We start from the raw sequence: 21546 nt of genomic DNA, 5'->3' as shown, positions 1-21546 counted from the left end.
TGAGATCCTTACATTCTATTTTTTGCATATGTTAATGCAGAAACCCGCCCCGGCTGAACCGGAGCGGGCAAATTGATTAGTTGCGGACCGAAGGGCCTTCGACGGTCAGACCATTGCCGCGCGAGGCGACATAGAGTTCCAAAGCGGTGAACTCGGGGCTGCCAATGGCAAAGGTTTCGGCACGTGTGTCACGTACACACCCACGGAAGCGGTTCTGAACGCCGTTCAAGCGTGCATTCTTGAGACGGTATGTCGGGAAACCGTTGATCTGGCCTTGGCTCAGATGGTCTGCACGAATGTAGTTGCCATAGTTTTCTTCATGGCAATTCGCACAGCTCAGCTCAAGCTGACCAAAACGGGTGTAATAGATATCACGACCCAATTCCCAAGTTTCCTGAGCAGGACCGTCAATCGCAACATTGACGACATTGCCACGGGCAACAGAGGCCAGAAGCGCTGTGACATTCAGCATTTCACCGCTATTGATGCCCCAAGGCTCTTCCATGCCCATCTGCTCGGTTTGGCATTCGATGACCTGCATTTCGACAGTCTGGACTGTGCCATGCTCCTCATCCCACTGGGGATAGGTGGCGCGCACATTGGACAGCGACTCAGCGTTCTCGTGGCAGGATGCGCAGCTTTCGCCATTTGCACCCATTTCCGTGTCGAACAATTGCTGTCCCTGCTCGGCAAAGAGCATACCAGGGTTCTCGAAGTCATCGGTCTGCATGGCCTGCGTGCCATCCGAGCGGAAAATCCAACCCGAATAGACCGTGTTCAAGGCACCATCGAGATGCGCGGGCGCATCAGCGCGCACGATCATCTCCATATCGCCATTGATCACAAGTTCCGCGTCTTCATCAGCCCAAAGAGCTGCCGCAGAAACGCTGAGTGCCATTGCAGCCATGCCGCCAACTGTAAGTAGCTTAAAGTTCATGATCTTTCGCCTCCTCCCTTGCGATGACCAAAGTCATCAAGCCACAGTGATGTCGGCTGAGTCCTCATAGACCGAACCGTCGTCGTCATACCAAGTGAACGCAAAAGTGCCGGATTCAGGTACGACTGCTTCAAACTGGAAATACGGGTTTGTGGAGATCGAAGGCTCCATGGTCACGTCGACCACCGATTCACCGTTAAAGGTGCAGGTAAAGCGGTTGATGATCGAACGCGGGATCGTGTTGCCATCGCCGTCGCGACGTACGCCACTTTCCATCGGGTGAGAGATCAGCGTGCGGATCGAAACGGCGTCCCCGGCCGATGCTTCACGAGGAACGCGTACGCGTGGTGTTACATTATCTGCCATTTTTCTGGTCCTTCCCTATCAGCCGCCGCAGCCGCCGATGGTGACTTTCACGTTCGCAACAGCGCGACGGAAGCTACCATCCGCCATACGTGCGATCGCAACGACATCCTGCTCGCCGGCAAGACGGATCCGTGTGGATGCGGCTTGGTTCGCGGAGAGCGGGCCGAAATTGAATGTTGCAACATTCGGGTTCGGGTTCCCTGTTGCGAGGACAAAGATTGCCTCGGCGCCAGGTGCACTGACCTCGATCGGCACTGTATTGCCGTTTTCGGCAATCTCAGGTGCGATCAGGGTGATGCCCTCATCCGAAAGATCGGCTCCGCTTGTGAAGCCTGCGATGGCTTCATCTACAAGGTTGGCCGAGGCGATGCCGGGGAACAGAGCCGCAGCCGCTGCTGCCGAAAGGCCCAACCCAACAAATTGCCTACGATTAACTGACATGTGTATTTTCTCCTTTTCGCTGGTGCCGGATTAGTCGGTCAGCGTTTGTAGATAGGCGACAACGTCTTCCACATCCTGCGCTGTCAGCAGTGGGCTCAACTCACCCTCTGCAGCGCGCCCAGTGAAAGCGTTACCTGGCCGTGTAAATCCGGTTGTTCTGTAGAATGCGGGCATGACCGACTCTGGGAAAACACCTTTGGCGTTCACGACAATGCCGCGAAGGCCAGCCGCGTCCCAACGCGATCCGACACCGTCAAGCATTGGGCCGACTTCACCATGGAAATCGTATTCATCAAGTGCAGAGACCTGATGGCACGCAATGCAATTACCCAAACCGCGGCTTGTCATGACCTCTTCCCCACGCACGGGATCACCCGCAACGCCTGTCAAAGACTCCATCACTTCACCGTATTCAGTCACCACGACGTCCGAGGGTGCGATCCCTTCGGCGGTCACGGCGGTTGCGGCCACTCCGAAGAGTGCCGCCAAGACTAGTTGGCGCTTCAATGCAATTCCTCCCTAAGGTGAACTGTCCACCTCTGTATACAGCGTAACCAGCCTCGATACGTCATTGCAACAACATATTTGTATTTTTGAATACAAATATATGCAGTTCAGCGGAACGTATTAATTTCCTTGAGAAATTTGATCACTCAAAAGCCGTGCGTGATAGGCTTGGAAGGGCTCACCGCTGTCATAACCTTCCTCCAGAACCCAATTGAGCATGTTGAAAGTGGTCCATCTTCCAAAGGCTCCAGGCACCATAGCGACAGCGGCTTGCGGCACCGTCAGCCCCTCTTCTACCTGCTCGGGCAAAAAGAAGGTTGTCGGTGTAAACATGGTGCTCCAGCGCCGTACAATCTCGGATTCGGACATGGTTTCGCCGTCGAGGTCGGTCACTTCCGTTTGGCCATACATATTGATTCTCACCACGAAGAAGGCCTCACTCAGAAGCTCCTCGATTTCGGGAATCACATAGACCTCCTCATGCATCTGGGTGCAGTAGATGCAGCCGCGCTGTTCGATCATCACAACAAAGCGCTGACCATTCGCGGTGGCTTCCTCGAGATCTTCGCGCAGATCACGGAAGGTCTCGTTTATCCATGGCGCGACATGTAATCCGTCATCTCCCAATTCCACGGCAGGCAAGGAACTGGGTAGCAAAGCCACCAATGCCGCGGCGCATAAATTCCTGATCATCTGTGTTTCCTCCCCCTTTGGTACCCGTCAGCCGATCTGACGGAAAATCTCGAAATTCTCGATCATCCACTGGCCGATATAATTGAGCGCATTTGTGGCAATCAGAATGCCAAAGACGATCAACATCACACCCATGATCTTCTCGACCGCACCCAAATACGGACGAAACCGCGCCATGAGGCGCATGAAGGGCCCCACAAAAGCGGCGGCAAGAATAAAGGGCAATGTCATGCCCATGCCATAGCCTGTCAAAAGGATCGCGCCCTGCCCTGCCGTATCCGTGCCCGCCGCCGTGAACAGGATCGCGGCCAATACGGGGCCAACGCAGGGCGTCCAGCCAAAGGCAAAGGCAAGCCCGATCACATAGGCCCCGCCAAGCGACATATTCGAAACATCGCCTGGCTCGGCACGGAACTGGCGATAAAGAATCCCAATCCGCAGCACGCCCAGAAAATGCAGGCCCATTGCGATAATCAGGGCCGCAGCAACCCAACGCAAAACATCGAACCACTCGCGCAGCATCTGACCAAAGACCGAAGCCGACGCGCCCAAAGCCACGAATACCGTCAGGATGCCCGCCGCGAAGAGTGTGGCCGCCAAAATCGCCCGCAGACGCACAGCGCGCGTCACCCCTTCGCCGCCCGTCACCTGATTTACACTTACACCAGCAAGGTAACTCAGGTAGAAAGGCACCATAGGAAGGATGCAGGGCGACAAAAATGACAGGAGCCCCGCAACAAAAGCACCGCCAAATGTAACGTCAAACATGAAGAGCCCAATGCTAAAATATTCACATATTCATATTGGATGGATATTTTTCACCAAGTCAATCGCGGCGCGCATGCTTGCAGGAGCAATCATGGTTTTGACGATTGGAACGCAGGCCTCCGCCTCGGAGCTTGAACTGGTGATGGTCGAAGAACAGGGCTGTGTGTGGTGCGCACGCTGGATGGAAGAAGTTGGGCCCGAATACCCTTTGACCCCTGAAGGGCTCACTGCACCGCTTAGACGCATAGATATTAGGCAAGCCGTGCCGGATGATCTGAGTTTTGCCACGCGAGCCGTTTACACGCCCACATTCATATTGGTATCAGATGGGCAAGAAATCGGCCGGATCGAAGGATATCCGGGCGAAGATTTTTTTTGGGGCCTTCTGGGACGGCTCATCGAGCAAGCGGATGTAGAATGAGCGTTAGGGCACAGATATTGCCCGAACCCGCCCATGACAGAGCCGCCAATGGGAAGAATTTATGATGCGAAATAGCGATCTTGCGCCAACCATATTGCCTGATCCCGATCAGCAGATGGACGCGGACACATGGGAGCGCTTGCGCTGCAATGCACAAACCGCCTCGGACTTTCTCAAAGCGATCAGCCATGAAGGCCGCCTGATGATCCTATGCTCGCTGGCCAATGGCGAGAAATCGGTCACCGAAATCGAAGAAATGCTGAGCCAACGCCAAGCTGCCGTCTCCCAGCAGCTGTCACGTTTGCGGCTGGAAGGTCTCGTGACCGCTCGCCGCGAGGGCAAACAGATTTTTTACAGTTTGACAGATGACCGCGCACGCAAGATCATCGAACAGGTCTACGACCTATTTTGTAAATAGCATCAAGCGCCCCGTCAGACAGGGCGCTGCTTTAAATACCCAGAGCGTGAAGGGAGAGAGCATGCTCGAATGGATCGGCGAACCGGCGGCGATCATTCTTATCGGTTTGGTCGGAGGAGTTGTGCTTGGCCTTGCTGCAAGGGTCAAAGGCTTCTGCACGCTCGGCATGATCGAGGATGTGCATTACGGCCATACCAGCGCGCGGCTTTGGCTATGGGTTGGCGCATTGGGTGTGGCAATTCTTTCAAACTTTGCACTCTCAGCGGCAGGTGTCTTGAACCTTGCAGCAGTCATCTATCTACAGAATTCATTCTCGATCGCAGGTGCGATTTTGGGGGGGTTGCTCTTTGGCTACGGGATGGCCCAAACGGGCAATTGCGGCTTCACGGCCCTTGCCCGCGTGGGCGGAGGAGACCTGCGCGCCTTCATGATTGCGATGGTGATGGGCGTGACCGCCATGATCGCGCTGTCAGGCATGCTGGCTATGTGGCGGCTGAATGTTTTTCCTGTCACGCCACAAACTCAAGGCGCAAGCGGCCTTGCTCATGTATTGGGTGACGCACTCAACCTCTCGCCAAACGCCATCGGAATGGCCATCGGCGCAATCATGATCATCGCGGCAATAGCATTTGCCCCGCGCAAAGGGGCGACTTCTCGGATCATCTGGAGCCTTGCAATCGGCGGCACCATTTCCTTCGGCTTTTTGGGAACCCACTGGGTCTCCATTAATGGCTGGGAGGCTTGGCCCGTTGTCTCCCATACCTTCACAGCGCCCATTGGCGAGACGATCCATTACGCGATGTTCTCGACAGGTCTGGCCCCGAAATTCGGCATGGGGTCGGTGCTGGGGGTTGTGCTTGGTGGCTTTATTGGCAGCTTGATCAAAGGCGGGTTCAGGTGGGAAGCCTGCGAAGACCCGCGCGAATTGCGCCGCCAGATTGTGGGCGCAGCGGTGATGGGACTTGGCGCTGTTCTGGCGGCAGGGTGTAGCATCGGTCAGGGCTTGTCGGCCTTCTCGGTGCTTTCGGCAACCGCCCCCCTCGTGGCCGCCTCTATCTGGATCGGGGCGTGGTTCGGTTTGCGGCAATTGCTGCTCGGGCTTGCACCTGAGGTTTAGGCCGCCGCGCGCAACCAGCCATTGCACAGCACCACGCGATCCAGCTCGGAAAACCGCGCCGCGCGGTCCAACTCGGCCTCAAGCCGCGCCAAGCGCGCCTTTCCCATCGTGATCCCCACCTCGGGCCAGAACCCCGTGACGTTCAAAACCCCCTCGGTCCGATCCGCTTTCATATCAATCCGCCCGATCATGCGGTCCCCCTCCATGACGGGGAAGACATAATAGCCGTATTTGCGCTGCGCTTCAGGCACGAAAATCTCGATCCGGTAGTGAAAGCCGAACAGGCGCTCGGCGCGTTTTCTGTCACGTAAGGCGGGATCAAAGGGGCTGAGGATGCGCAACCGCTTCGGGATGGGCGCGAGGGCGTCAACGCTTGCCAAAACCTCGGGCCATAGAACGACACGGCGCAATTTGCCGTCACAGCCTTGGATATTGGCCTCGGCCAATCGGCGTGAGGCAAGCGCCTGCGCAACCCAAGTCTTCGCCTCGGCGGGGGTGATCAGCGCAAAAAACGCCGCCAGTTCCCCTGATGTCGCGAACCCCAACCGATCAAGGGCAGCGGCACAGGCCCAATCAATGATGGTATCGGTCTCAAAGCGCGCGTTCAGATGTTCAGGCGGGATCACACGCTCGGACAGATCATAAAACTTGCGAAACCCGTCACGCCGTGTGATCGCCAAATCGCCTGAGCGCCAGAGATATTCCAACGCCGCCTTGCCAGGGTGCCAATCCCACCAGCCTGTTGATTTCTCGACCCGCTTCTCGCTCATTTCAGATGAGCAGACCGCCCCATGCTCGCGGATATGGCGCAGCACGCCATCAATCTCCGAATGGAACTCGCCGCCATGCCATGTCTTCCAGCGGCTATGCAGTTTTGCACGATCCCGTTCGAATTTCAGCCGCCAATAGGGAAAGAAGGACACGGGGATAACCGAGGCGTCATGCGTCCAATGCTCGAACACGCCGCGCGCACGGTCATTCAGCCAGCGCAACGAGGCGGGTTTGTAGCTTTGCCTGCGTGACCACAGAATATGGTCATGCGCACGTGCAAAGGTATTGACGCTATCGACCTGAACAAAGCCCAAATTTTCTATAAGATCACTCAGCGCCTGCCCCTTGGCAGGGCCAGATGGCAGCGTGCCCAATCCGTGATGCTGTAGAAACAGCGCGCGCGCGGCACCAATCTCGATCAAGGGGACCGCGCGTAAAGACATGCTCAGGCGATGCTCATGCCGCGTTGCGCCATTGCCACGGCCGCGTGAACTCACCCAAGACATGGGCCAGCTTCTCTTCATCCACCTCGCCCGAGCGCTCAAGACAGGCGACCAAACCCAGTTTCTTGTCTTCCAGCACCTCGGTCACTTCTGCCGCGATCCCTGCATCCTGAAGGGCGGCATTATAGATACGCGTGATGGCACGGCGGCGCAGGTCAGGCTTGAACACTTTGCCCACGGCGGTCTTGGGCAATTCATCCATGATCTCGAGATATTTCGGAATTGCGGCGCGCTCAGCCACTTTGGCCGCGGCATAATCCATCAATTCAGCCTCGGTCACCTCGGCTTCTGCGACCAGTTCAACATAGACGCAGGGCAATTCGCCTGCAAAAGCATCGGGCTGGCCAATGGCACCTGCAAAGGCCACCGCCTCATGGCCCGCCAACGCTTCTTCGATCTCAGCTGGGTCGATATTATGGCCGCCGCGAATGATCAGATCCTTGGCGCGGCCCGTGATCCAGAGGTAACCATCGGGATCAATCCGCCCCAGATCGCCCGTGCGCAGATAGGTATCATTGTAGAAGAGATCGCGGTTTTTGTCGGCTTCGGTATAGGTATTGCCCGCAAGAACACCTGGGTTAGAGACACAAATTTCGCCCACCACATCGGCCGCACATTCAACGGGGCCATCTGCGGTTCCTGTGATGATTTTCACATCGCAATGCGGGAAGGGAAATCCGACCGAGCCGATCTTTTTCTCGCCAAGCAACGGGTTGCAGGAGACAAGGCAGGTCGCCTCCGTCAGGCCATAACCTTCAACCAGCGTCACGCCTGTGGCTTTCTCAAAACGCTTGAACAACTCCACCGGCAAGGGCGATGAACCCGAAAAGGCCGTTTTCACCGACGAAATATCAGCATCGACAGGCCGCTGCATCATGGCGGAAATTGCGGTTGGAACCGTGATGATAAAGGTGATCTGCCAGCGTTCGATCAGCTTCCAGAAATTGTCGAACACGCCATCACCGCGATAGCCTTGCGGCGTGGGGAAAACCACATGCGCCCCCGATGACAGCATCGCCATCAAGATCACATGGCAGGCAAAAACATGGAATAAGGGCAAAGGACAGATGACGTTGTCTTCCTCGGAAAACAGCAATGTATGCCCCAGCCATCCATTATAGATCATGCCGCTATAGGTATGCTGCGCGACTTTCGGCATGCCCGTTGTGCCGCCCGTGTGGAAATAGGCCGCGACACGGTCACTGGCGCTATCGTCGAACTCCAGACGGGTTGCATCATGCTTGGCCAACTCCTCGTTGAAGGAGGCCACCCGCGCTTCATGCGCCACGGGGTTCTTGGGCCGGATCAAGGGAACGATCAGCTTTTTGGCCCCTGTCAAATACCGGTGCAGATCAACCTCAAGTACGGTTTGGACATCAGGTGCAAGCCGAACGGCTTCCGAAACTTTCTGGGCCACATCGGTTTTCGGGAAGGCCCTTAGCGTGACCACAACCTTGGCCTTGGTTTCCCGCAAGATCGCGGCGATTTGTTCGGGGTCCAGCAGCGGGTTGATCGGCGCCACAATGCCCGCGACCATGCCGCCCAAAAGGGTTACAACCGTTTCATTACAATTGGGCAGGATGTAGGCGACGGTATCACCTTCTTGTACGCCAAGCGCGCGGAACATATTTGCAGCTTGGGTAACCTTGCCGTGCAGATCGTCCCAAATCAGGGTTTCTGCGGGCGATGTCGGCCCTGAAAACAGCTGGAAGCTAACCGCATCATACGTCCCGAATTTACGCGCGGTACTGCCAAGCAGCTCATAGACCGTTGTCGCAGCTTGGGAGGCGGGCCAAGGCTTCTCGCGCTCCACAAGTTTCAAATCCTCTGAATCGGCAAAGCGATACATCTTCAGTTCCTCCCCGAAAGTGCGCCCCACTCCTCCTGAGGCGAACCGATGCAAAATCATGGCGTCACAATTCAGATCACGCAAGAATGACCCGACGAAAGCCTTATTCGGCAGCAAGGCCTTCGGTAAATTGCAAACGTGCCAGACGGGCATAAAGACCGCCCTGCGAGACCAAGGCATCATGGGTGCCTTCCGCCACGATCTGGCCATCCTCAAAGACAAGAATTCGGTCAGCCTGTTTCACCGTCGCCAGACGATGCGCCACGATCAGCGTGGTGCGGCCCGCGCTCATCTCGGCCACTGCATTCTGCACCGCCCGCTCGCTTTCGGCATCAAGCGCGCTTGTCGCCTCATCCAGCAGCAAGATCGGCGCGTCGCGCAAAATGGCGCGTGCGATGGCGATCCGCTGTTTCTGCCCGCCCGAGAGCATTATGCCGCGCTCGCCCACATAGGTCTCATAGCCTTCGGGCAATGCGCTCAGGAAATCATGCGCGGCGGCGGCCTTGGCGGCCTCCTCCACCTCGGCATCTGTCGCATCGGGCCTGCCAAAGCGGATATTTTCGCGCGCAGAAGCGGCGAAGATCACTGGGTCTTGCGGGACAAGCGCCATAGCGGCGCGGAAGGTCTCGCGATCCATCTCGCGCAGGTTAAGACCGTCGAGTTTGATCACACCCGTGGCTGGATCGTAAAAGCGCAGAAGCAATTGGAAAATCGTTGATTTACCCGCCCCTGACGGCCCAACAAGCGCCACCGTTTCGCCAGGCTCGACCCTCAGGCTCACCCCGTCCAAAGCGGCCGTATTGGGGCGTGTTGGATAGAAAAAGCGCACATCCTCAAACTCGATCGCGCCGCGCCCTGCTTGCGCCAAAGGCTTGCCCTCGGCGGGGTCCGCGACGCTGTCATCACTATTGAGCAATTCCACCAAACGTTCGGTCGCACCCGAGGCGCGTTGCAACTCGCCCCAGATTTCCGACAAGGCCCCGACGCCACCTGCCACCATGATCGCATAGATCAGGAACTGGATCAGGGCACCGATGCTCATGGCATCCGCACGCACATCGCGCGCGCCAATCCACAGCACGCCAACAACGCCAGCAAAGACCAAGGAGATCACAATCACCGTCATGACTGCGCGCGTTGCGATACGACGTTTGGCGCTAAAAAAGCTCTTCTCGGTGACGTGGCCAAAGCTGGCCGCAGTTGGCCGCTCATGGGTGAAGGCCTGCACGGTCTGGACCGACAAAAGCGCCTCAGAGGCAGAGCCCGAGCTTTGCGCGATCCAATCCTGATTTTCACGGCTGAGCACCCGCAAGCGGCGGCCCAAAACCACAATTGGCACGATGATCGCAGGCACGATAAGCAAAACAAGCCCCGTCAGCTTGGGCGAGGTCACCATCATCATCGCCAATCCCCCGATCAGGATCAGCAGGTTGCGCATCGCAACCGAAACCGAAGAAGAAATTACGCTCAGCAGCAGCGTTGTGTCAGTGGTGATCCGGCTCAGGACTTCGCCAGTCATGATCTTTTCATAAAAGGCGGGGCTCATCCCGACCATACGATCAAAAACCGCTTTACGGATATCGGCGACCACTCGCTCGCCCAAGCGCGTCACGAGGTAATAGCGCAGCCCCGTTCCAAAGGCCAAAAGCACTGCAATTCCAAGCGCTGCAAGGAAATAGCTGTCCAGCAGCGCGGTGCTTTCGGTGCCGAAACCATCAATCACACGGCGCACGGCAAGTGGCATGACCAGAGTGACCGCAGCCGTGGTGATCAGCGCGGCAAAAGCAGCCAATACCATCAAGCGATAGGGCGCCATAAAGGGCACAAGCGCCTTGAGAGACCCGATGCGGCGCGATTTCTCGCGCTCTTCATTCATCGTCGATACGCTCTTGGCAGCGGGTGTATTCGCGTCGGTCGTCATGCGTCCCCTTCCCTTATCCTCAAGACGGAATACTGGTGTGAGGCCGATGGCACAAGCATCACTTGGCCAAACCGTTCATATAGACGCAGCTGCTTGAAGGGATTGGAGCGGGCGGCGGGAATCGAACCCGCGTCATCAGCTTGGAAGGCTGAGGTCTTACCATTACACAACGCCCGCGCAATGACAGGTTAGCTAGGCGAAGCAGATTGGCCCGTCAAGGCAGATATCGGGGAAACCCGTTCAATTTTCATGCGATAAGTCACGCCGTAAATTGCGCAGCAGTACGGGCACCAAGACCGTCAAGATCAACAAGCGCAAGACGTGATGGGCGGCAACGAAGGCAGGCTCAACCCCGATTTGCACAGCCATGGCCGCCATGATCTCAACTCCACCAGGCGCAAAGGCGATAAGCAACATTGCAGGCGGCAGGTCCAATAAATATGCAGCGCCCCCCGCAGCCATTGCCGCAACTGCGCAAGCCAAAAGGGTCACCATACATCCCGCCCAAATACCTCGGCGTAGCTCGGCCATACTAACACCTCGAAACCTTGTGCCAATCAACGCCCCCATTATCACGAAGGCCGCGATGGTCAATTCCACTGGCACAGAACCAGGCATCCAATCCGTCGCATGGCCAATGGCCGACACGAGCATGCCCCCCAACAAAAACGCTGCGGGAACGTTCAACCACTTGAGCAGCAATCCGCAGATCACAGCAAGGCAAGCGGTTCCCACCATCGCCCATAACTCCATGCCATGCGGTGCGGCGGGTACCGCGGTGACAGGACCGCTCCACAGGGTTAGGATGACAGGCACCAGCAAGGTCAACAAAAGCACGCGAATAGACTGTACAATCGCGACCCTTGAAAGATCGGCCTTCATATCCACCGTAAGACCCAGCACGTAACTCAGATGGCCGGGTGTTGCAGCAAGCAAGGCGGTCAATCGATCGAAACCGAAGCCACGCTCAAGCATACGGCGGCACAGCCACATCATCACATAAAGCGCTGCCGCCAGAACGAGCAAGCTCAACGGCCAAGTGATCGCCGTGCGCACAACCTCAGGCGTGACCGAGGCGCCGATGCTGATGCCGATTACAAAGAAACAGATATCGCGGAGGCGGGGGCCGATGCGGGTAGGCGCCCCCAAAAGACTGGCCAGAGTGACGAGTGTTGCAGGCCCTGTCAGAAAGGGGGCCGGGAACCCAACCGCCCAAAATGCCAGCGCCCCGAGGCAACCAAGCACGAGCGTCCCCGCCGTTTGTCCAAGCTCGCTCGGCATCCCCTCACGCGCCATCATAGGTCCAGCGATAAGCAGGCGGCGTCGGCCCTTTATTGCGTCCACCCTGCTCGATCTGTTCCCACGCATGGGCCAAAATCCCGACCGAGCGGGACAAACAGAAAAACCCGCGCGCCAAAGGCGCAGGACAGCCAAGCTCGGCATAAATCACCGCCGTCGCACCATCGATATTCATTGGCACGGGGCTACCTTTCTCGGATGAAATATGCGCCTCGATCGCCTGCGCGATTTGCGCATAAGCCCCAGAAACAGCCCCCTCAGTCGCCGCCTCTTCGACCAGCGCCATCAGGCGCGGGGCGCGCGGGTCTTTCGGTTTGTGAAACCGATGCCCAAACCCCGGAAGGAACGGGCCGTTTTCACTGCGCCATGCAGCAAGACTCTCGTCCATGGGTTCGGGCCCTGCTTGCGCGATCTTATGATAGAGTTCTACCGCTTGCTCGCCTGCGCCACCATGCACATCGCCAAGCATGTTCACCCCTGTAGCCAGCGCGTTATTCAACCCGACACCGCAGGTCACAGCCATACGCGCGGCCGCAATCGAGGGCGCTTGCGGGCCATGATCAACAGCCGAGACCAAAGCAGCCTCGAACAGGCGCGCGCGGGCACCTTCAAGCGGGCTGCCCATGACCATGAACCAGATCATCTGCGCAAATCCCATCGTTCCAATCAATTGCTCGATCGGTTGACCGCGCAAAGAAATCCGGCCCGGTTCCATATCGATAATAGAACTGCGCCACCAATCAGAAACATCGCTCATATCACGCCCTCGGCCCTCAATTTGGCGATATCTTCAGGGGATATCCCCAAACCGCCCAAAATCTCATCCGTATCCGCCCCTAGTACAGGTGGTGGCCTGTCCACTTTGGGCCGTTCTCCGTCAATCGAAAAGCCCGTTCTCAAAAGCGAGATATCGCGCCCCACTCCGTCGGGTGATTTAAACTGCGCAATCATACCGCGCCCGAGCAATTGGGGGTGGGCCAGAATTTGTGGCACAGTCAGGACGGGGCCCGCAGGGACGCCGATCTTGGTCAATTCCTGCGCCCAAACATCGGCAGGTTTCGTGGTCAGGACGGTTTCCAACTCGGCTTTGAGGCGTAGGCGATTGGCCTTGCGATCCTCGCGGGTGGCGAATTCCGAACACGCCAGCAAATCCATGCGGCCAAGATGGCGGGCCAAAGCCTCCCATTGCTCATCCTTATTTGCAGCAATATTGAGCAAACCGTCACTGGCCTGAAACGCCCCCGACGGCGCGCTTGTAGGGTTTTCATTGCCATGGCGTGCGGGCTCAACACCTCCGACCAGATAATTCGAGACGACCCAGCCCATGGTGGCCAAAGTCGCCTCCAGCATAGAGACGTCAATGAAACATCCGCGCGGGTTTGCATTAAGCGCCGAAGCAATTGCCATGGCAGCGGTCAAACCACCGATTGTATCAGACAGCGGAAACCCCGCGCGAAGCGGGGTATCCTCACCTGTGATGGACATCACGCCCGAGGCCCCTTGAACGATTTGGTCATAGGCAGGGTTGCCCGCCCATGGGCCATCCTGCCCGAAGCCCGAAATCGCGCAATAGATCAGCCGCGGATTGCCATGTTTCAGACTGTCATAGCCAAGCCCGAGCCGCTCCATCACACCGGGGCGGAAATTCTCGACCAGCACATCGGCATCCCGCACCAATTGGCGCAGGATATCCTTGCCACGCGGGTCCTTAAGGTTCAGCGTAAGCGACGTTTTTCCAGCATTTTGTGCCAGAAAGCTGATCCCCATGCTTTTTGCAGAAAGCGCAGCGTCAGCCCCCAGATTGCGTGCCAGATCACCCCGTCCCACCGCCTCGATCTTGATGATCTCGGCCCCCAGATGGACCAGTTGGTGGCAGGCAAACGGCCCTGCCAGCACATTGGTCAGGTCAAGAACCTTTATGCCGGCAAGAGGGGCCTCAGTCGCCATCCGCCACACCTTGAGCCCGCTTGCGCGCACGATAGGCACGGAAGCTGGGGAGCAGAACAAGGATCGCAGCAAGAACCAGCAGGCCTAGTGTCATCGGCCGCTCGAGGATGAAACCGAAGCCACGATAAAGCTGCATCGCGCGGGCGAAATTATCCTCAAGCATTGTGCCCAGAATAAAGCCGATCAGAAGCGGCGCGAGCGGGTAATCCGCAAAACGCAAGATCGTAGCGATCACCCCAAAGCCCACAAGGATTAGCAATTCAGTCGAATTGTTCTGCCCGATATAAGACCCCATTAAGGTAAAGAACAAAATGAAGGGGATGAGATAGGTCCGCGGAATGGTCAGGATTTTCGCGATATAGGGGATCAGCGGCAAGTTCAGGATCAGCAGAACCAGATTGCCGATATACATCGAGATGATAACGGCCCAGAAGACATCAGGCTGATCGGTCATCAAGCGCGGACCCGGCTGGACATTGAGCGCGATCAAGGCCCCCAAGAGGATCGCAGTGGTGCCCGAGCCCGGAATACCGAGCGTCAGCAAAGGCACGAAGGATCCCGTGCAAGCGGCGTTATTGGCAGCCTCTGGCGCGGCCAAACCTTTGATCGAGCCTTTGCCGAATTCCTTCTGATCCTCGCCCTTGGCGATATTGCGCTCCACCGCGTAGCCAAGGAAGGAGGCGATGGTTGCCCCTGCCCCGGGAAGAACACCGATGAAAAAGCCCTGCAGTGATTGCCGCCCGACGACAGGCGCGATTGTACGCGCCTCGCCGCGCGTGATGCGCAAATTCGTGATCTTGCCGCCATCCCCGCCTTGCGTGGAACGTGCAGGGTTCATGACGAGGAAGAGGGCCTCAGGCAGGGCGAACATCGCCATCGCCAATGTGATGAAGGAAAAGCCCGATTGCAGATCGAGAATACCAAAGGTGAAGCGCGGCATATTGGACAATGCACCCTCACCCACAGTGCCCATCATCAAGCCCAAGATGGTCATCATCAAGGCCTTGCCGACTTGGCCCGTGCCCGCAAAAGCCGCAATCGCAGATAGGCCCACGACCATCAGCGCGAAATACTCCGCCGAATGAAACAGCAACGCGACCGAGGATAATGCGGGGGCAAAGATCATCAGCAAGATCGCACCAATCGTCCCGCCTGCAAAGGAGGCGATGGCCGCAATAGTGAGCGCCTTGCCCGCTTGGCCTTTGCGCGCCAAAGGATAGCCATCAAAGGAGGTGGCCACCGTCCCCGCGACCCCCGGCGCATTAAGCAAGATGGAGGAGGTCGAGCCCCCGAAGATCGCGCCGTAATACACACCTGACAGCAGGATGAGGGCCGAAGTTGGGTCCCCCATGCCAATGGCAACGGGGATCATGATGGCGATGATCGACATCGGCCCAAGGCCTGGCAACATGCCAATCAAGGTGCCGATGACACAGCCGAACACGACCATCATCAGGTTGAAAGGTGTGACGGCGGCCGCAAGGCCAATAAGAATTCCCTCTAGCATCGTCCCTGCTCCTTACATGAATTGCGGCAGCGGGCTGAGGAAGATGCCAAGCACCTCCTGCACCAGATACCAGATCACGCCAGTGGCGATCAAAGCCACAGAGATCATGATGTGAAATTTGCGCTCGCCCAAAAGGGCACCACCTACCACGAGGAATGCGACCGTCGCGAACCAGAAGCCCATGGGCCTCAGGATCAGGGCATAAGCCACCATGGCGGACAAAAGAGCGACCGCCTGCCAGACATTGTAATCCCCCAAGCGCTTGAGATCGATCACAGCATCATCGGCTGCGTCATCCTTGGGCGAGGGGTCTTGGCCGCGCGCCTTGGCCGCGGCGTCCGTCTTGGGCGGTTTTGGCCCGAACAGAACAATCAGCCCGACGATCACGCCGCAGATCGAAAGGATTTTAGGAAGTGTCGAGGGCCAGATTGGATTGCGTTGCAAAATCGGGGGCAGCAAATGGTCCATCGTAAAAAAAGCTGCGTAGCCATAGGCACAACACAGTGCCACGAATACCAGCGCGATCCAGCGATCAAGCGCCATGATCTATCCCTTCTATACCAGAATTCTTTCGCGCCCCATATCCACAGCTGAGCGCCCGAGCGGGCCTATGGGGTGGGCGTTTTATAGGCCGTGTCTTTCAAGGTCTGATTTGGGCGGCGGACTATAACTGGCCGCCGCCCAAAATAGCTTGAGGCAATGCCCGCTTAGAGGAAGCCCAACTCACGCATCAGATCACCGATCTGCTGCTCTTGGTTTGTCAGGAACGTCTCGAACTCGGCACCAGGCATGTGGATGTTCACCCAACCATTGCGCGCACGTACTTCTTCCCATTCGGGCGTGTCATACATAGCAGCGATTGTCGCCTGATAAGCGGCAAGCTTCTCGGCATCCAAACCTGGAGCTGCGAAGAAGCCGCGCCAGTTTACGAAATTGGTGTCGATGCCTTGCTCAACAAAGGTCGGAGCATCGGCGAAGGCGTCAACACGCGCGTCCGATGTCACACCCAGAATGCGCACTTCGCCTTGGCTGGCCAAGGCAACTGCCTCAGAGAAACCAGTGGACAGAGCCGCGATCTCGCCTGACAGAAGGCCTGCCATCGCTTCACCACCAGCGTCATAGCCGATATAGTTGAAAGCTGTGGGGTCTTCGCCTGCACCTTGCATCACCATGGCCGCAACCAAGTGATCCATGCCGCCTGGAACAGAACCACCACCGATCGCGAAATCGGCTGGCGCTTCACGATAGGCCGCAAGCAAATCGTCCATCGAAGCCAGTGGGCTATCCGAAGAAACAACCAGCGCTGCATAGTCACCGATTGTGCCCGACACGAGGGTCAGATCACGGAAGCTTTGCGAAATTTCACCCGTCAAAGCGCGGATCACGATGGGGGTCGAATTGACCATCAACGTGCCCTCATTGCTCTGTGCATTTTCGATCAGATGACCGATTGCGACACCACCGCCGCCTCCGGACATATTCTCGAAAGTCGCGCCGCCAATCAGGCCCGAATTTACAAGCGCCTCGCCTGTGCCGCGTGCGGTTCCATCCCAACCGCCACCAGCACCGCCGGGGATAAGAAAGTGGATGTCATCAAGCATTTGGTGACCATCGGCATGCACCGCGCCAGCAAAAGCAAACGAAGCCGCAGCAGCAGCCACCATGACCCGGCGGGTCAAGTTAAAAGTCGTCATTGGTATCCTCCCATTTGACAGGCGAACGAAGCCCGCCCATGGTCAGCAACTGAGCATAAAAAGCTGACATCGACCTGACACGCACAAAAAAAGAGCGGAAAAGAAATGCGCTTCCTTCTGGTGGAGGATAATCTCGAACTCGCAGAAGCCGTGGTCAAACGCCTCGGACTGGATGGTCATGCCGTTGATCATGCAGGAAATCTGGCCATGGCCGAGGATTGTCTAGCAACGGCTGAATATGACCTGATCTTGCTGGATGTGATGCTGCCCGATGGCGATGGACGCGCATTTCTGGCCAGCAAACGGGCCGATCTCGAGACACCCGTAATTGTCCTGACCGCGCGCAGCCAGATTTCCGACCGAGTCGGGGCGCTCGATCAAGGCGCGGATGACTACATCACCAAGCCCTTCGATTTCACCGAGCTTGAGGCGCGATGCCGTGCCGTCCTGCGCCGTCGCAACGGATCGGCGCGCAATGAGTTCAAATTGGGCGAGGCTGTGTTTGACCCCAATTCGGGCACCATCCAGCATGCCAACGAGAGCATCGACCTGCGCAATCGCGAAATCCGTCTCTTGGAGGTCTTTGTTCGCAATCCCGGACAAATTTTGTCCAAAAGCCAATTGCTGGACCGCCTGTTTTCATATGATGCCGAGGTGACCGAGAACGCCATCGAGGTCTATGTCGGCCGCTTGCGCAAAAAACTCGACAGCGTTGGTGTGAGGATCGAAACCGTGCGCGGTTTGGGTTACCGGCTATGCATATGATCCGTCCCGCAGCCTCGATCGGGCGGCGGCTGACGCTGCTCTTGGCGGCCATTGCGGCGCTTTTGTCACTTTTGTCATGGGGGATGGTCTCAAGCTTTTCGGGCCAAGCAGCCGCGCGCACCCAAGACAATGTCTTGGCAGCCTCTGTTGCGACCATCGCAGAGACGCTGCGCAGCGAACAAGGAACCGTTCGGCTGGAATTGCCCTATTCCGCCTTTGCCATGTTGGGGGCGATCAGTCAGGATCGCGTCTTCTACCGTGTGTCTGTGAATGGCGAGACACTCACCGGATATGATGATCTGAGAGGTGGACGCATCCCCGAGGTTCCGGGCGAGGTTCTGTTCGACACGCTGGACTATCGAGGCGAAACGGTGCGTATGGCGAGCATCTCACGCGCAGTTTCGGCAGGCCGCGAGGCCGTGCCCGTCACTGTCTCAGTGGCCCAAACCGGAAATGGTATTGCGCAAGTCACCTCGGGGTTGTCGCGCACGGCAGCCATGCTTTCGGTTGCTTTTTTCATCTTGGCCGTCGCGCTCTCTGCCATCGCGGCCCGCGCTTCGCTTCGGCCTTTGAATGAAATCGCACAGGCCGTTTCGCGGCGCGGGCCGTCCGATCTGCGCCCAATCCGACGGACCGCTCCGCGCGAATTGGCCCCTTTGATGAGCGCGTTAAATCGTTTGATGGATCGTTTGGGACAATCCATTCGTCGCTCTGAGGACTTCATCACCGAGGCCGCGCACCGCGTGCGCACGCCCTTGGCGACAGTGAGGGCACAAGCAGAGATTGCGCTACACACCGTGACAGGCGAAGAAGAAAAGAAATCCCTGCGCCGCGTGATCCGCGCCGTTGATGAAAGCTCACGTTCAACAGGGCAATTACTGGACCACGCCACCGTTGCCTTCCGCGCCGAAGATCTGGACCGTCGCAAGGTCGATCTGTCCGAGATTACGCGATCGGTCGTTGAAAGCCTTAGCCCAACAGCTGAAATGAAGGATATCACCTTTGATTTAAGCAGTAAGCCAAGCCCTGTGCGGGGGGATGCGATCTTGCTTCAGACCGCATTGCGCAATGTGCTTGATAACGCCGTTAAATATTCACCACCTGAAACCAGCGTCCGCATTGATGTGCGCTGTGAAGGCAAGCTGGCTGAGGTGGAGATATGCGATCAGGGAACGGGGCTTGGCGCAGGGCCGGTCGAGCACCTGACCCAGCGCTTTCGACGCGGCGACAATGTTGCGGGCGTTGTCGGCTCGGGCCTTGGCCTGACTATTGCCGATGAGGTTATGCGCGCCCATGGTGGATCACTGAGATTGCGCAACCTTGACGAGGAAGGAACAGGGACATGCGTCTTACTTGTATTGCCCTTGGCCTGAGTCTTCTGGCCCAGTTCGGCTTGGCCCAGATCAGCTTGGCCCAAGACATAGAGATCGAAGCGCAACGCAGCTATCCGGGCAGTACTGATCGGGTCGTCCGCGTCATCTCAACAGCTGATTTGGAGGTGTTTGAACCCTTCCTGCTGAGGTTCCAAACCACACGTCCCGATATCGGGATCGATTACATCGTGACCTCTAGCACCGAATTACACCGCGCCATTACCCAGAACCTCGCCTTCGATCTGGCAATTTCCTCGGCCATGGATTTGCAATTCAAACTGGCCAATGACGGATTGGCGCAAAGCTATCAGTCCTCGGTAACTGAAGAGCTTCCCGTTTGGGCAAGCTGGCGTGATCTTATTTTTGCCTTCACCTCCGAGCCAGCTGTCGTCGTGATCTATCGCGCCGATTTTGAAGGCGGTCCACCGCCTGCCACGCGTCAGGATTTGATCGCACTGTTGCGTGAGAATACGGATCAATTTCAGGGGCGCGTTGGAACCTATGACGTCCGCGACAGCGGGCTTGGCTATCTCTTTGCCACCCAAGAGGCGCGCTCGACAGATGCCTATTGGCGTATGACCGAGGTGATGGGGCGGCTCGATCCGCAGCTTTATTGCTGCTCTGCGCAAATGATTGACGATGTCGCATCAGGCCGGCTGGCAATGGCCTATAACGTCTTGGGCAGCTATGCGGCACAGCGGATCGAGGAAGATGACCGGCTTGCGATTTTGGAGTTGGAAGATTTCGCCAATGTGATGCTGCGCACCGCCCTGATCCCAGCCGCTGCCCAAAACACCCAAGATGCAGGCGCGCTGCTGGACGCCCTGCTCCGCGAGGGAATGCGTGAAGACGCGGATGCTTGGGTGTTGCCCCCCCTAAGCGATACCCGCGATCCCGAACCCGCAGCATTCGGACCGATCCGCTTGGGCCCGGGCCTGATGGTCAATCTTGATCAACTGAACCGTCGCACCTTTCTAGACGCTTGGGAAAGCGCCATGGAACAACCTTAAGCCTGCATATTACCCCATAATCGTTTCAAACCCGCCCCATTTACGCCCCGTTTAAAGGTGATTGTCGTTGTTAAGGAAACGCAGCCCCCAAGATACGCGTTTCCCCAGAAACGGAGCCCCCAACCTTTTCCGTTTCATTCCTCCCTCGTACTATCCGAGGCGCGTCCCAATCACGCGCCTCGGATTTTTTTTGGGCAGGGCAGGTTTCACCCGATCAAGGATCAATCTCTTCGATCAGTTCAGGCCCGCTGGCGCGGTTCGAATTGACATTGGTGCTGACGCGATGATGGGCAAAGCTGCCATCAGGTGCAGGTTTCATCAATAAAGCAGCGCCTTTCCCCTCTTCTCCCAACCATTTGGCCCAATCACTAGGCGCAAGCGTGACAGGTTCACGATGATGGATTTGCGCCATCTGGGGGCCAGCCGCGCAGGTCACAATCGCGCAGGTGGTACAGTTCTGCTCATCTGCCTGCCAATCCTGCCAGATGCCTGCAAAGACAGCGGGCGATTTATCTGCAGGTTCGAAATACCAAGGCAGGCGATTGCCCGCCTCGTCTTTTGTCCATTCGTAAAACCCCGAGGCGGGGATCAGGCAGCGCTGGCTTCGGCAGGCAGCCGCAAAGGCAGGCTTTTGGGCAATCGTCTCAGATCGGGCATTGATCAGCAAAGGCCCACCCGTGGGCGTTTTGTACCAATGCGGAAGAAAGCCCCAACGCATCGGCCTAAGGCGGCGTTGCCCCTGCTCGGAGGTGACAACCGCCACATCTTGGGTCGGGCAGATATTATAGCGCGGAACAGGCGGCAGATCATTGGAGGGCGCCGCCTCAAACAGCCGCGCCATCGCGTCATTGGGATGTGTCATCGTCATGCGTCCGCACATGGGGCAAGACTAACCCAGCCCCTCGCAGACGCAATGAAGATCAGTATCCGTAAACCGCATGCCGCGCGATCAGCGCCGCGTCATCCTTGCAGATATTCAGGTCTTCAATGGCCAGATCACGCGGCAAGCGCGAAAGCTCGGCGATGGTCTGGTTATAGGCCGCACGTTTTTGGGCCGCGCTGCGGAGTCGAGCAATGACATCGATCATATTTCAGGTCCTTATTTGGGCCATGGCGGGAAATCCGTCGGGTTCATGACCATAAAATAAGGGAGGCGAGGCCCATTGCACAAATGCCGATAGGGTCAAGCCGCTCTGCAAATGCTGCATAGCAGCAAAAAGGGCCGACGCATGGGAATGC

Annotated in this window: 23 protein-coding genes and 1 tRNA gene; 6 read left to right on the top strand and 18 right to left on the bottom strand. The window is 57.4% G+C overall.

Features of this window, described 5'->3' with window-relative positions; all coding sequences use genetic code 11:
* Nucleotides 1-76 precede the first annotated feature (76 nt).
* The 6 genes from soxA to ACTYEO_RS02645 form a co-directional block, all read right to left on the bottom strand.
* On the bottom strand, nt 77-937 hold the full coding sequence (gene soxA / locus ACTYEO_RS02670) for a sulfur oxidation c-type cytochrome SoxA (RefSeq protein WP_449322156.1): 861 nt from the start codon (nt 935-937) through the stop codon (nt 77-79).
* Between the two features lie 36 nt (nt 938-973).
* Complete coding sequence (gene soxZ / locus ACTYEO_RS02665; protein WP_449322155.1) at nt 974-1303, bottom strand: thiosulfate oxidation carrier complex protein SoxZ; 330 nt, start codon at nt 1301-1303, stop codon at nt 974-976.
* A gap of 18 nt (nt 1304-1321) precedes the next feature.
* On the bottom strand, nt 1322-1744 hold the full coding sequence (gene soxY / locus ACTYEO_RS02660; protein WP_449322154.1) for a thiosulfate oxidation carrier protein SoxY: 423 nt from the start codon (nt 1742-1744) through the stop codon (nt 1322-1324).
* A 30-nt stretch (nt 1745-1774) separates the two neighbouring features.
* Nucleotides 1775-2251 carry a sulfur oxidation c-type cytochrome SoxX gene (gene soxX / locus ACTYEO_RS02655; RefSeq protein ID WP_449322153.1) on the bottom strand — a complete coding sequence of 159 codons (477 nt, stop codon included), beginning with the start codon at nt 2249-2251 and terminating at the stop codon, nt 1775-1777.
* A gap of 120 nt (nt 2252-2371) precedes the next feature.
* Entirely contained in the window at nt 2372-2944 is a 573-nt protein-coding gene (locus ACTYEO_RS02650; RefSeq protein WP_449322152.1) for a thioredoxin family protein, read from the bottom strand.
* 27 nt (nt 2945-2971) lie between these two features.
* The gene (locus ACTYEO_RS02645; protein WP_449322151.1) at nt 2972-3712 is read right to left on the bottom strand and encodes a cytochrome c biogenesis CcdA family protein; all 741 of its coding nucleotides are present in this window, start codon (nt 3710-3712) and stop codon (nt 2972-2974) included.
* 10 nt (nt 3713-3722) lie between these two features.
* Between ACTYEO_RS02645 and ACTYEO_RS02640 the strand changes: the two genes are divergently transcribed.
* From ACTYEO_RS02640 to ACTYEO_RS02630, 3 genes are all read left to right on the top strand, one after another.
* Complete coding sequence (locus tag ACTYEO_RS02640) at nt 3723-4133, top strand: hypothetical protein (protein ID WP_449322150.1); 411 nt, start codon at nt 3723-3725, stop codon at nt 4131-4133.
* Between the two features lie 115 nt (nt 4134-4248).
* The gene (locus tag ACTYEO_RS02635; protein ID WP_449322226.1) at nt 4249-4551 is read left to right on the top strand and encodes an ArsR/SmtB family transcription factor; all 303 of its coding nucleotides are present in this window, start codon (nt 4249-4251) and stop codon (nt 4549-4551) included.
* Between the two features lie 61 nt (nt 4552-4612).
* Nucleotides 4613-5668: a YeeE/YedE family protein gene (locus ACTYEO_RS02630; protein WP_449322149.1), complete on the top strand. Its 1056-nt coding sequence runs from the start codon at nt 4613-4615 to the stop codon at nt 5666-5668.
* Here the strand turns inward: ACTYEO_RS02630 and ACTYEO_RS02625 are convergent.
* The 10 genes from ACTYEO_RS02625 to ACTYEO_RS02580 all read right to left on the bottom strand — a co-directional run bounded on the left by ACTYEO_RS02625 (nt 5665) and on the right by ACTYEO_RS02580 (nt 17159).
* Entirely contained in the window at nt 5665-6882 is a 1218-nt protein-coding gene (locus ACTYEO_RS02625) for a winged helix-turn-helix domain-containing protein (RefSeq protein ID WP_449322148.1), read from the bottom strand. The genes ACTYEO_RS02630 and ACTYEO_RS02625 overlap by 4 nt on opposite strands.
* Nucleotides 6883-6895: 13 nt before the next feature.
* Nucleotides 6896-8791: an acyl-CoA synthetase gene (locus tag ACTYEO_RS02620; RefSeq protein ID WP_449322147.1), complete on the bottom strand. Its 1896-nt coding sequence runs from the start codon at nt 8789-8791 to the stop codon at nt 6896-6898.
* 103 nt (nt 8792-8894) lie between these two features.
* Nucleotides 8895-10712, bottom strand: coding sequence for an ABC transporter transmembrane domain-containing protein (locus tag ACTYEO_RS02615; protein WP_449322146.1), 1818 nt, complete (start codon nt 10710-10712; stop codon nt 8895-8897).
* 103 nt (nt 10713-10815) lie between these two features.
* Nucleotides 10816-10889: transfer RNA gene (locus ACTYEO_RS02610), tRNA-Gly, on the bottom strand.
* Between the two features lie 63 nt (nt 10890-10952).
* The gene (locus tag ACTYEO_RS02605; protein ID WP_449322145.1) at nt 10953-12011 is read right to left on the bottom strand and encodes an AbrB family transcriptional regulator; all 1059 of its coding nucleotides are present in this window, start codon (nt 12009-12011) and stop codon (nt 10953-10955) included.
* Nucleotides 11998-12768, bottom strand: a complete 771-nt coding sequence (locus ACTYEO_RS02600) for a citryl-CoA lyase (RefSeq protein WP_449322144.1) — start codon at nt 12766-12768, stop codon at nt 11998-12000. Before ACTYEO_RS02600 ends, ACTYEO_RS02605 begins: the two co-directional genes overlap by 14 nt.
* Nucleotides 12765-13958 (bottom strand): CaiB/BaiF CoA transferase family protein, encoded by a 1194-nt coding sequence (locus tag ACTYEO_RS02595; protein ID WP_449322143.1) that lies wholly within the window; start codon nt 13956-13958, stop codon nt 12765-12767. The genes ACTYEO_RS02600 and ACTYEO_RS02595 overlap by 4 nt, the downstream gene beginning before the upstream one ends.
* Entirely contained in the window at nt 13948-15465 is a 1518-nt protein-coding gene (locus tag ACTYEO_RS02590; RefSeq protein ID WP_449322142.1) for a tripartite tricarboxylate transporter permease, read from the bottom strand. The genes ACTYEO_RS02595 and ACTYEO_RS02590 overlap by 11 nt, the downstream gene beginning before the upstream one ends.
* Before the next feature lie 12 nt (nt 15466-15477).
* On the bottom strand, nt 15478-16008 hold the full coding sequence (locus ACTYEO_RS02585; RefSeq protein ID WP_449322141.1) for a tripartite tricarboxylate transporter TctB family protein: 531 nt from the start codon (nt 16006-16008) through the stop codon (nt 15478-15480).
* Nucleotides 16009-16172: 164 nt separating this feature from the next.
* The gene (locus ACTYEO_RS02580) at nt 16173-17159 is read right to left on the bottom strand and encodes a tripartite tricarboxylate transporter substrate binding protein (protein ID WP_449322140.1); all 987 of its coding nucleotides are present in this window, start codon (nt 17157-17159) and stop codon (nt 16173-16175) included.
* A gap of 105 nt (nt 17160-17264) precedes the next feature.
* Here ACTYEO_RS02580 and ACTYEO_RS02575 point away from each other — a divergent pair, with 105 nt between their 5' ends.
* The 3 genes from ACTYEO_RS02575 to ACTYEO_RS02565 are packed head-to-tail and all read left to right on the top strand — an operon-like array spanning nt 17265 to nt 20307.
* Nucleotides 17265-17924, top strand: coding sequence for a response regulator transcription factor (locus tag ACTYEO_RS02575; RefSeq protein ID WP_449322139.1), 660 nt, complete (start codon nt 17265-17267; stop codon nt 17922-17924).
* Nucleotides 17921-19297 (top strand): sensor histidine kinase, encoded by a 1377-nt coding sequence (locus ACTYEO_RS02570; protein ID WP_449322138.1) that lies wholly within the window; start codon nt 17921-17923, stop codon nt 19295-19297. Before ACTYEO_RS02575 ends, ACTYEO_RS02570 begins: the two co-directional genes overlap by 4 nt.
* Complete coding sequence (locus tag ACTYEO_RS02565) at nt 19267-20307, top strand: ABC transporter substrate-binding protein (RefSeq protein ID WP_449322137.1); 1041 nt, start codon at nt 19267-19269, stop codon at nt 20305-20307. The genes ACTYEO_RS02570 and ACTYEO_RS02565 overlap by 31 nt, the downstream gene beginning before the upstream one ends.
* A 214-nt stretch (nt 20308-20521) precedes the next feature.
* Here ACTYEO_RS02565 and ACTYEO_RS02560 read toward each other — a convergent pair whose 3' ends face one another.
* Both ACTYEO_RS02560 and ACTYEO_RS02555 read right to left on the bottom strand, forming a co-directional pair.
* Complete coding sequence (locus tag ACTYEO_RS02560; protein ID WP_449322136.1) at nt 20522-21187, bottom strand: SOS response-associated peptidase; 666 nt, start codon at nt 21185-21187, stop codon at nt 20522-20524.
* Between the two features lie 40 nt (nt 21188-21227).
* On the bottom strand, nt 21228-21395 hold the full coding sequence (locus tag ACTYEO_RS02555; RefSeq protein ID WP_449322135.1) for a hypothetical protein: 168 nt from the start codon (nt 21393-21395) through the stop codon (nt 21228-21230).
* Between the last annotated feature and the right edge of the window lie 151 nt (nt 21396-21546).

The organism is Rhodophyticola sp. SM2404 (assembly GCF_053570515.1).
The sequence above is the reverse complement of the archived record's forward strand: the minus strand, read 5'-3'. Positions and strand labels throughout refer to the sequence as shown.

Excerpts from the sequence above, each read along its gene's own strand:
- soxA (WP_449322156.1), bottom strand. The coding sequence starts at position 937 with ATGAACTTTAAGCTACTTACAGTTGGCGGCATGGCTGCAATGGCACTC.
- soxZ (WP_449322155.1), bottom strand. The coding sequence starts at position 1,303 with ATGGCAGATAATGTAACACCACGCGTACGCGTTCCTCGTGAAGCATCG.
- soxY (WP_449322154.1), bottom strand. The coding sequence starts at position 1,744 with ATGTCAGTTAATCGTAGGCAATTTGTTGGGTTGGGCCTTTCGGCAGCA.
- ACTYEO_RS02650 (WP_449322152.1), bottom strand. The coding sequence starts at position 2,944 with ATGATCAGGAATTTATGCGCCGCGGCATTGGTGGCTTTGCTACCCAGT.
- ACTYEO_RS02645 (WP_449322151.1), bottom strand. The coding sequence starts at position 3,712 with ATGTTTGACGTTACATTTGGCGGTGCTTTTGTTGCGGGGCTCCTGTCA.
- ACTYEO_RS02640 (WP_449322150.1), top strand. The coding sequence starts at position 3,723 with ATGCTAAAATATTCACATATTCATATTGGATGGATATTTTTCACCAAG.
- ACTYEO_RS02635 (WP_449322226.1), top strand. The coding sequence starts at position 4,249 with ATGGACGCGGACACATGGGAGCGCTTGCGCTGCAATGCACAAACCGCC.
- ACTYEO_RS02630 (WP_449322149.1), top strand. The coding sequence starts at position 4,613 with ATGCTCGAATGGATCGGCGAACCGGCGGCGATCATTCTTATCGGTTTG.
- ACTYEO_RS02625 (WP_449322148.1), bottom strand. The coding sequence starts at position 6,882 with ATGTCTTTACGCGCGGTCCCCTTGATCGAGATTGGTGCCGCGCGCGCG.
- ACTYEO_RS02620 (WP_449322147.1), bottom strand. The coding sequence starts at position 8,791 with ATGTATCGCTTTGCCGATTCAGAGGATTTGAAACTTGTGGAGCGCGAG.
- ACTYEO_RS02615 (WP_449322146.1), bottom strand. The coding sequence starts at position 10,712 with ATGACGACCGACGCGAATACACCCGCTGCCAAGAGCGTATCGACGATG.
- ACTYEO_RS02605 (WP_449322145.1), bottom strand. The coding sequence starts at position 12,011 with ATGATGGCGCGTGAGGGGATGCCGAGCGAGCTTGGACAAACGGCGGGG.
- ACTYEO_RS02600 (WP_449322144.1), bottom strand. The coding sequence starts at position 12,768 with ATGAGCGATGTTTCTGATTGGTGGCGCAGTTCTATTATCGATATGGAA.
- ACTYEO_RS02595 (WP_449322143.1), bottom strand. The coding sequence starts at position 13,958 with ATGGCGACTGAGGCCCCTCTTGCCGGCATAAAGGTTCTTGACCTGACC.
- ACTYEO_RS02590 (WP_449322142.1), bottom strand. The coding sequence starts at position 15,465 with ATGCTAGAGGGAATTCTTATTGGCCTTGCGGCCGCCGTCACACCTTTC.
- ACTYEO_RS02585 (WP_449322141.1), bottom strand. The coding sequence starts at position 16,008 with ATGGCGCTTGATCGCTGGATCGCGCTGGTATTCGTGGCACTGTGTTGT.
- ACTYEO_RS02580 (WP_449322140.1), bottom strand. The coding sequence starts at position 17,159 with ATGACGACTTTTAACTTGACCCGCCGGGTCATGGTGGCTGCTGCTGCG.
- ACTYEO_RS02575 (WP_449322139.1), top strand. The coding sequence starts at position 17,265 with ATGCGCTTCCTTCTGGTGGAGGATAATCTCGAACTCGCAGAAGCCGTG.
- ACTYEO_RS02570 (WP_449322138.1), top strand. The coding sequence starts at position 17,921 with ATGATCCGTCCCGCAGCCTCGATCGGGCGGCGGCTGACGCTGCTCTTG.
- ACTYEO_RS02565 (WP_449322137.1), top strand. The coding sequence starts at position 19,267 with ATGCGTCTTACTTGTATTGCCCTTGGCCTGAGTCTTCTGGCCCAGTTC.
- ACTYEO_RS02560 (WP_449322136.1), bottom strand. The coding sequence starts at position 21,187 with ATGTGCGGACGCATGACGATGACACATCCCAATGACGCGATGGCGCGG.
- ACTYEO_RS02555 (WP_449322135.1), bottom strand. The coding sequence starts at position 21,395 with ATGATCGATGTCATTGCTCGACTCCGCAGCGCGGCCCAAAAACGTGCG.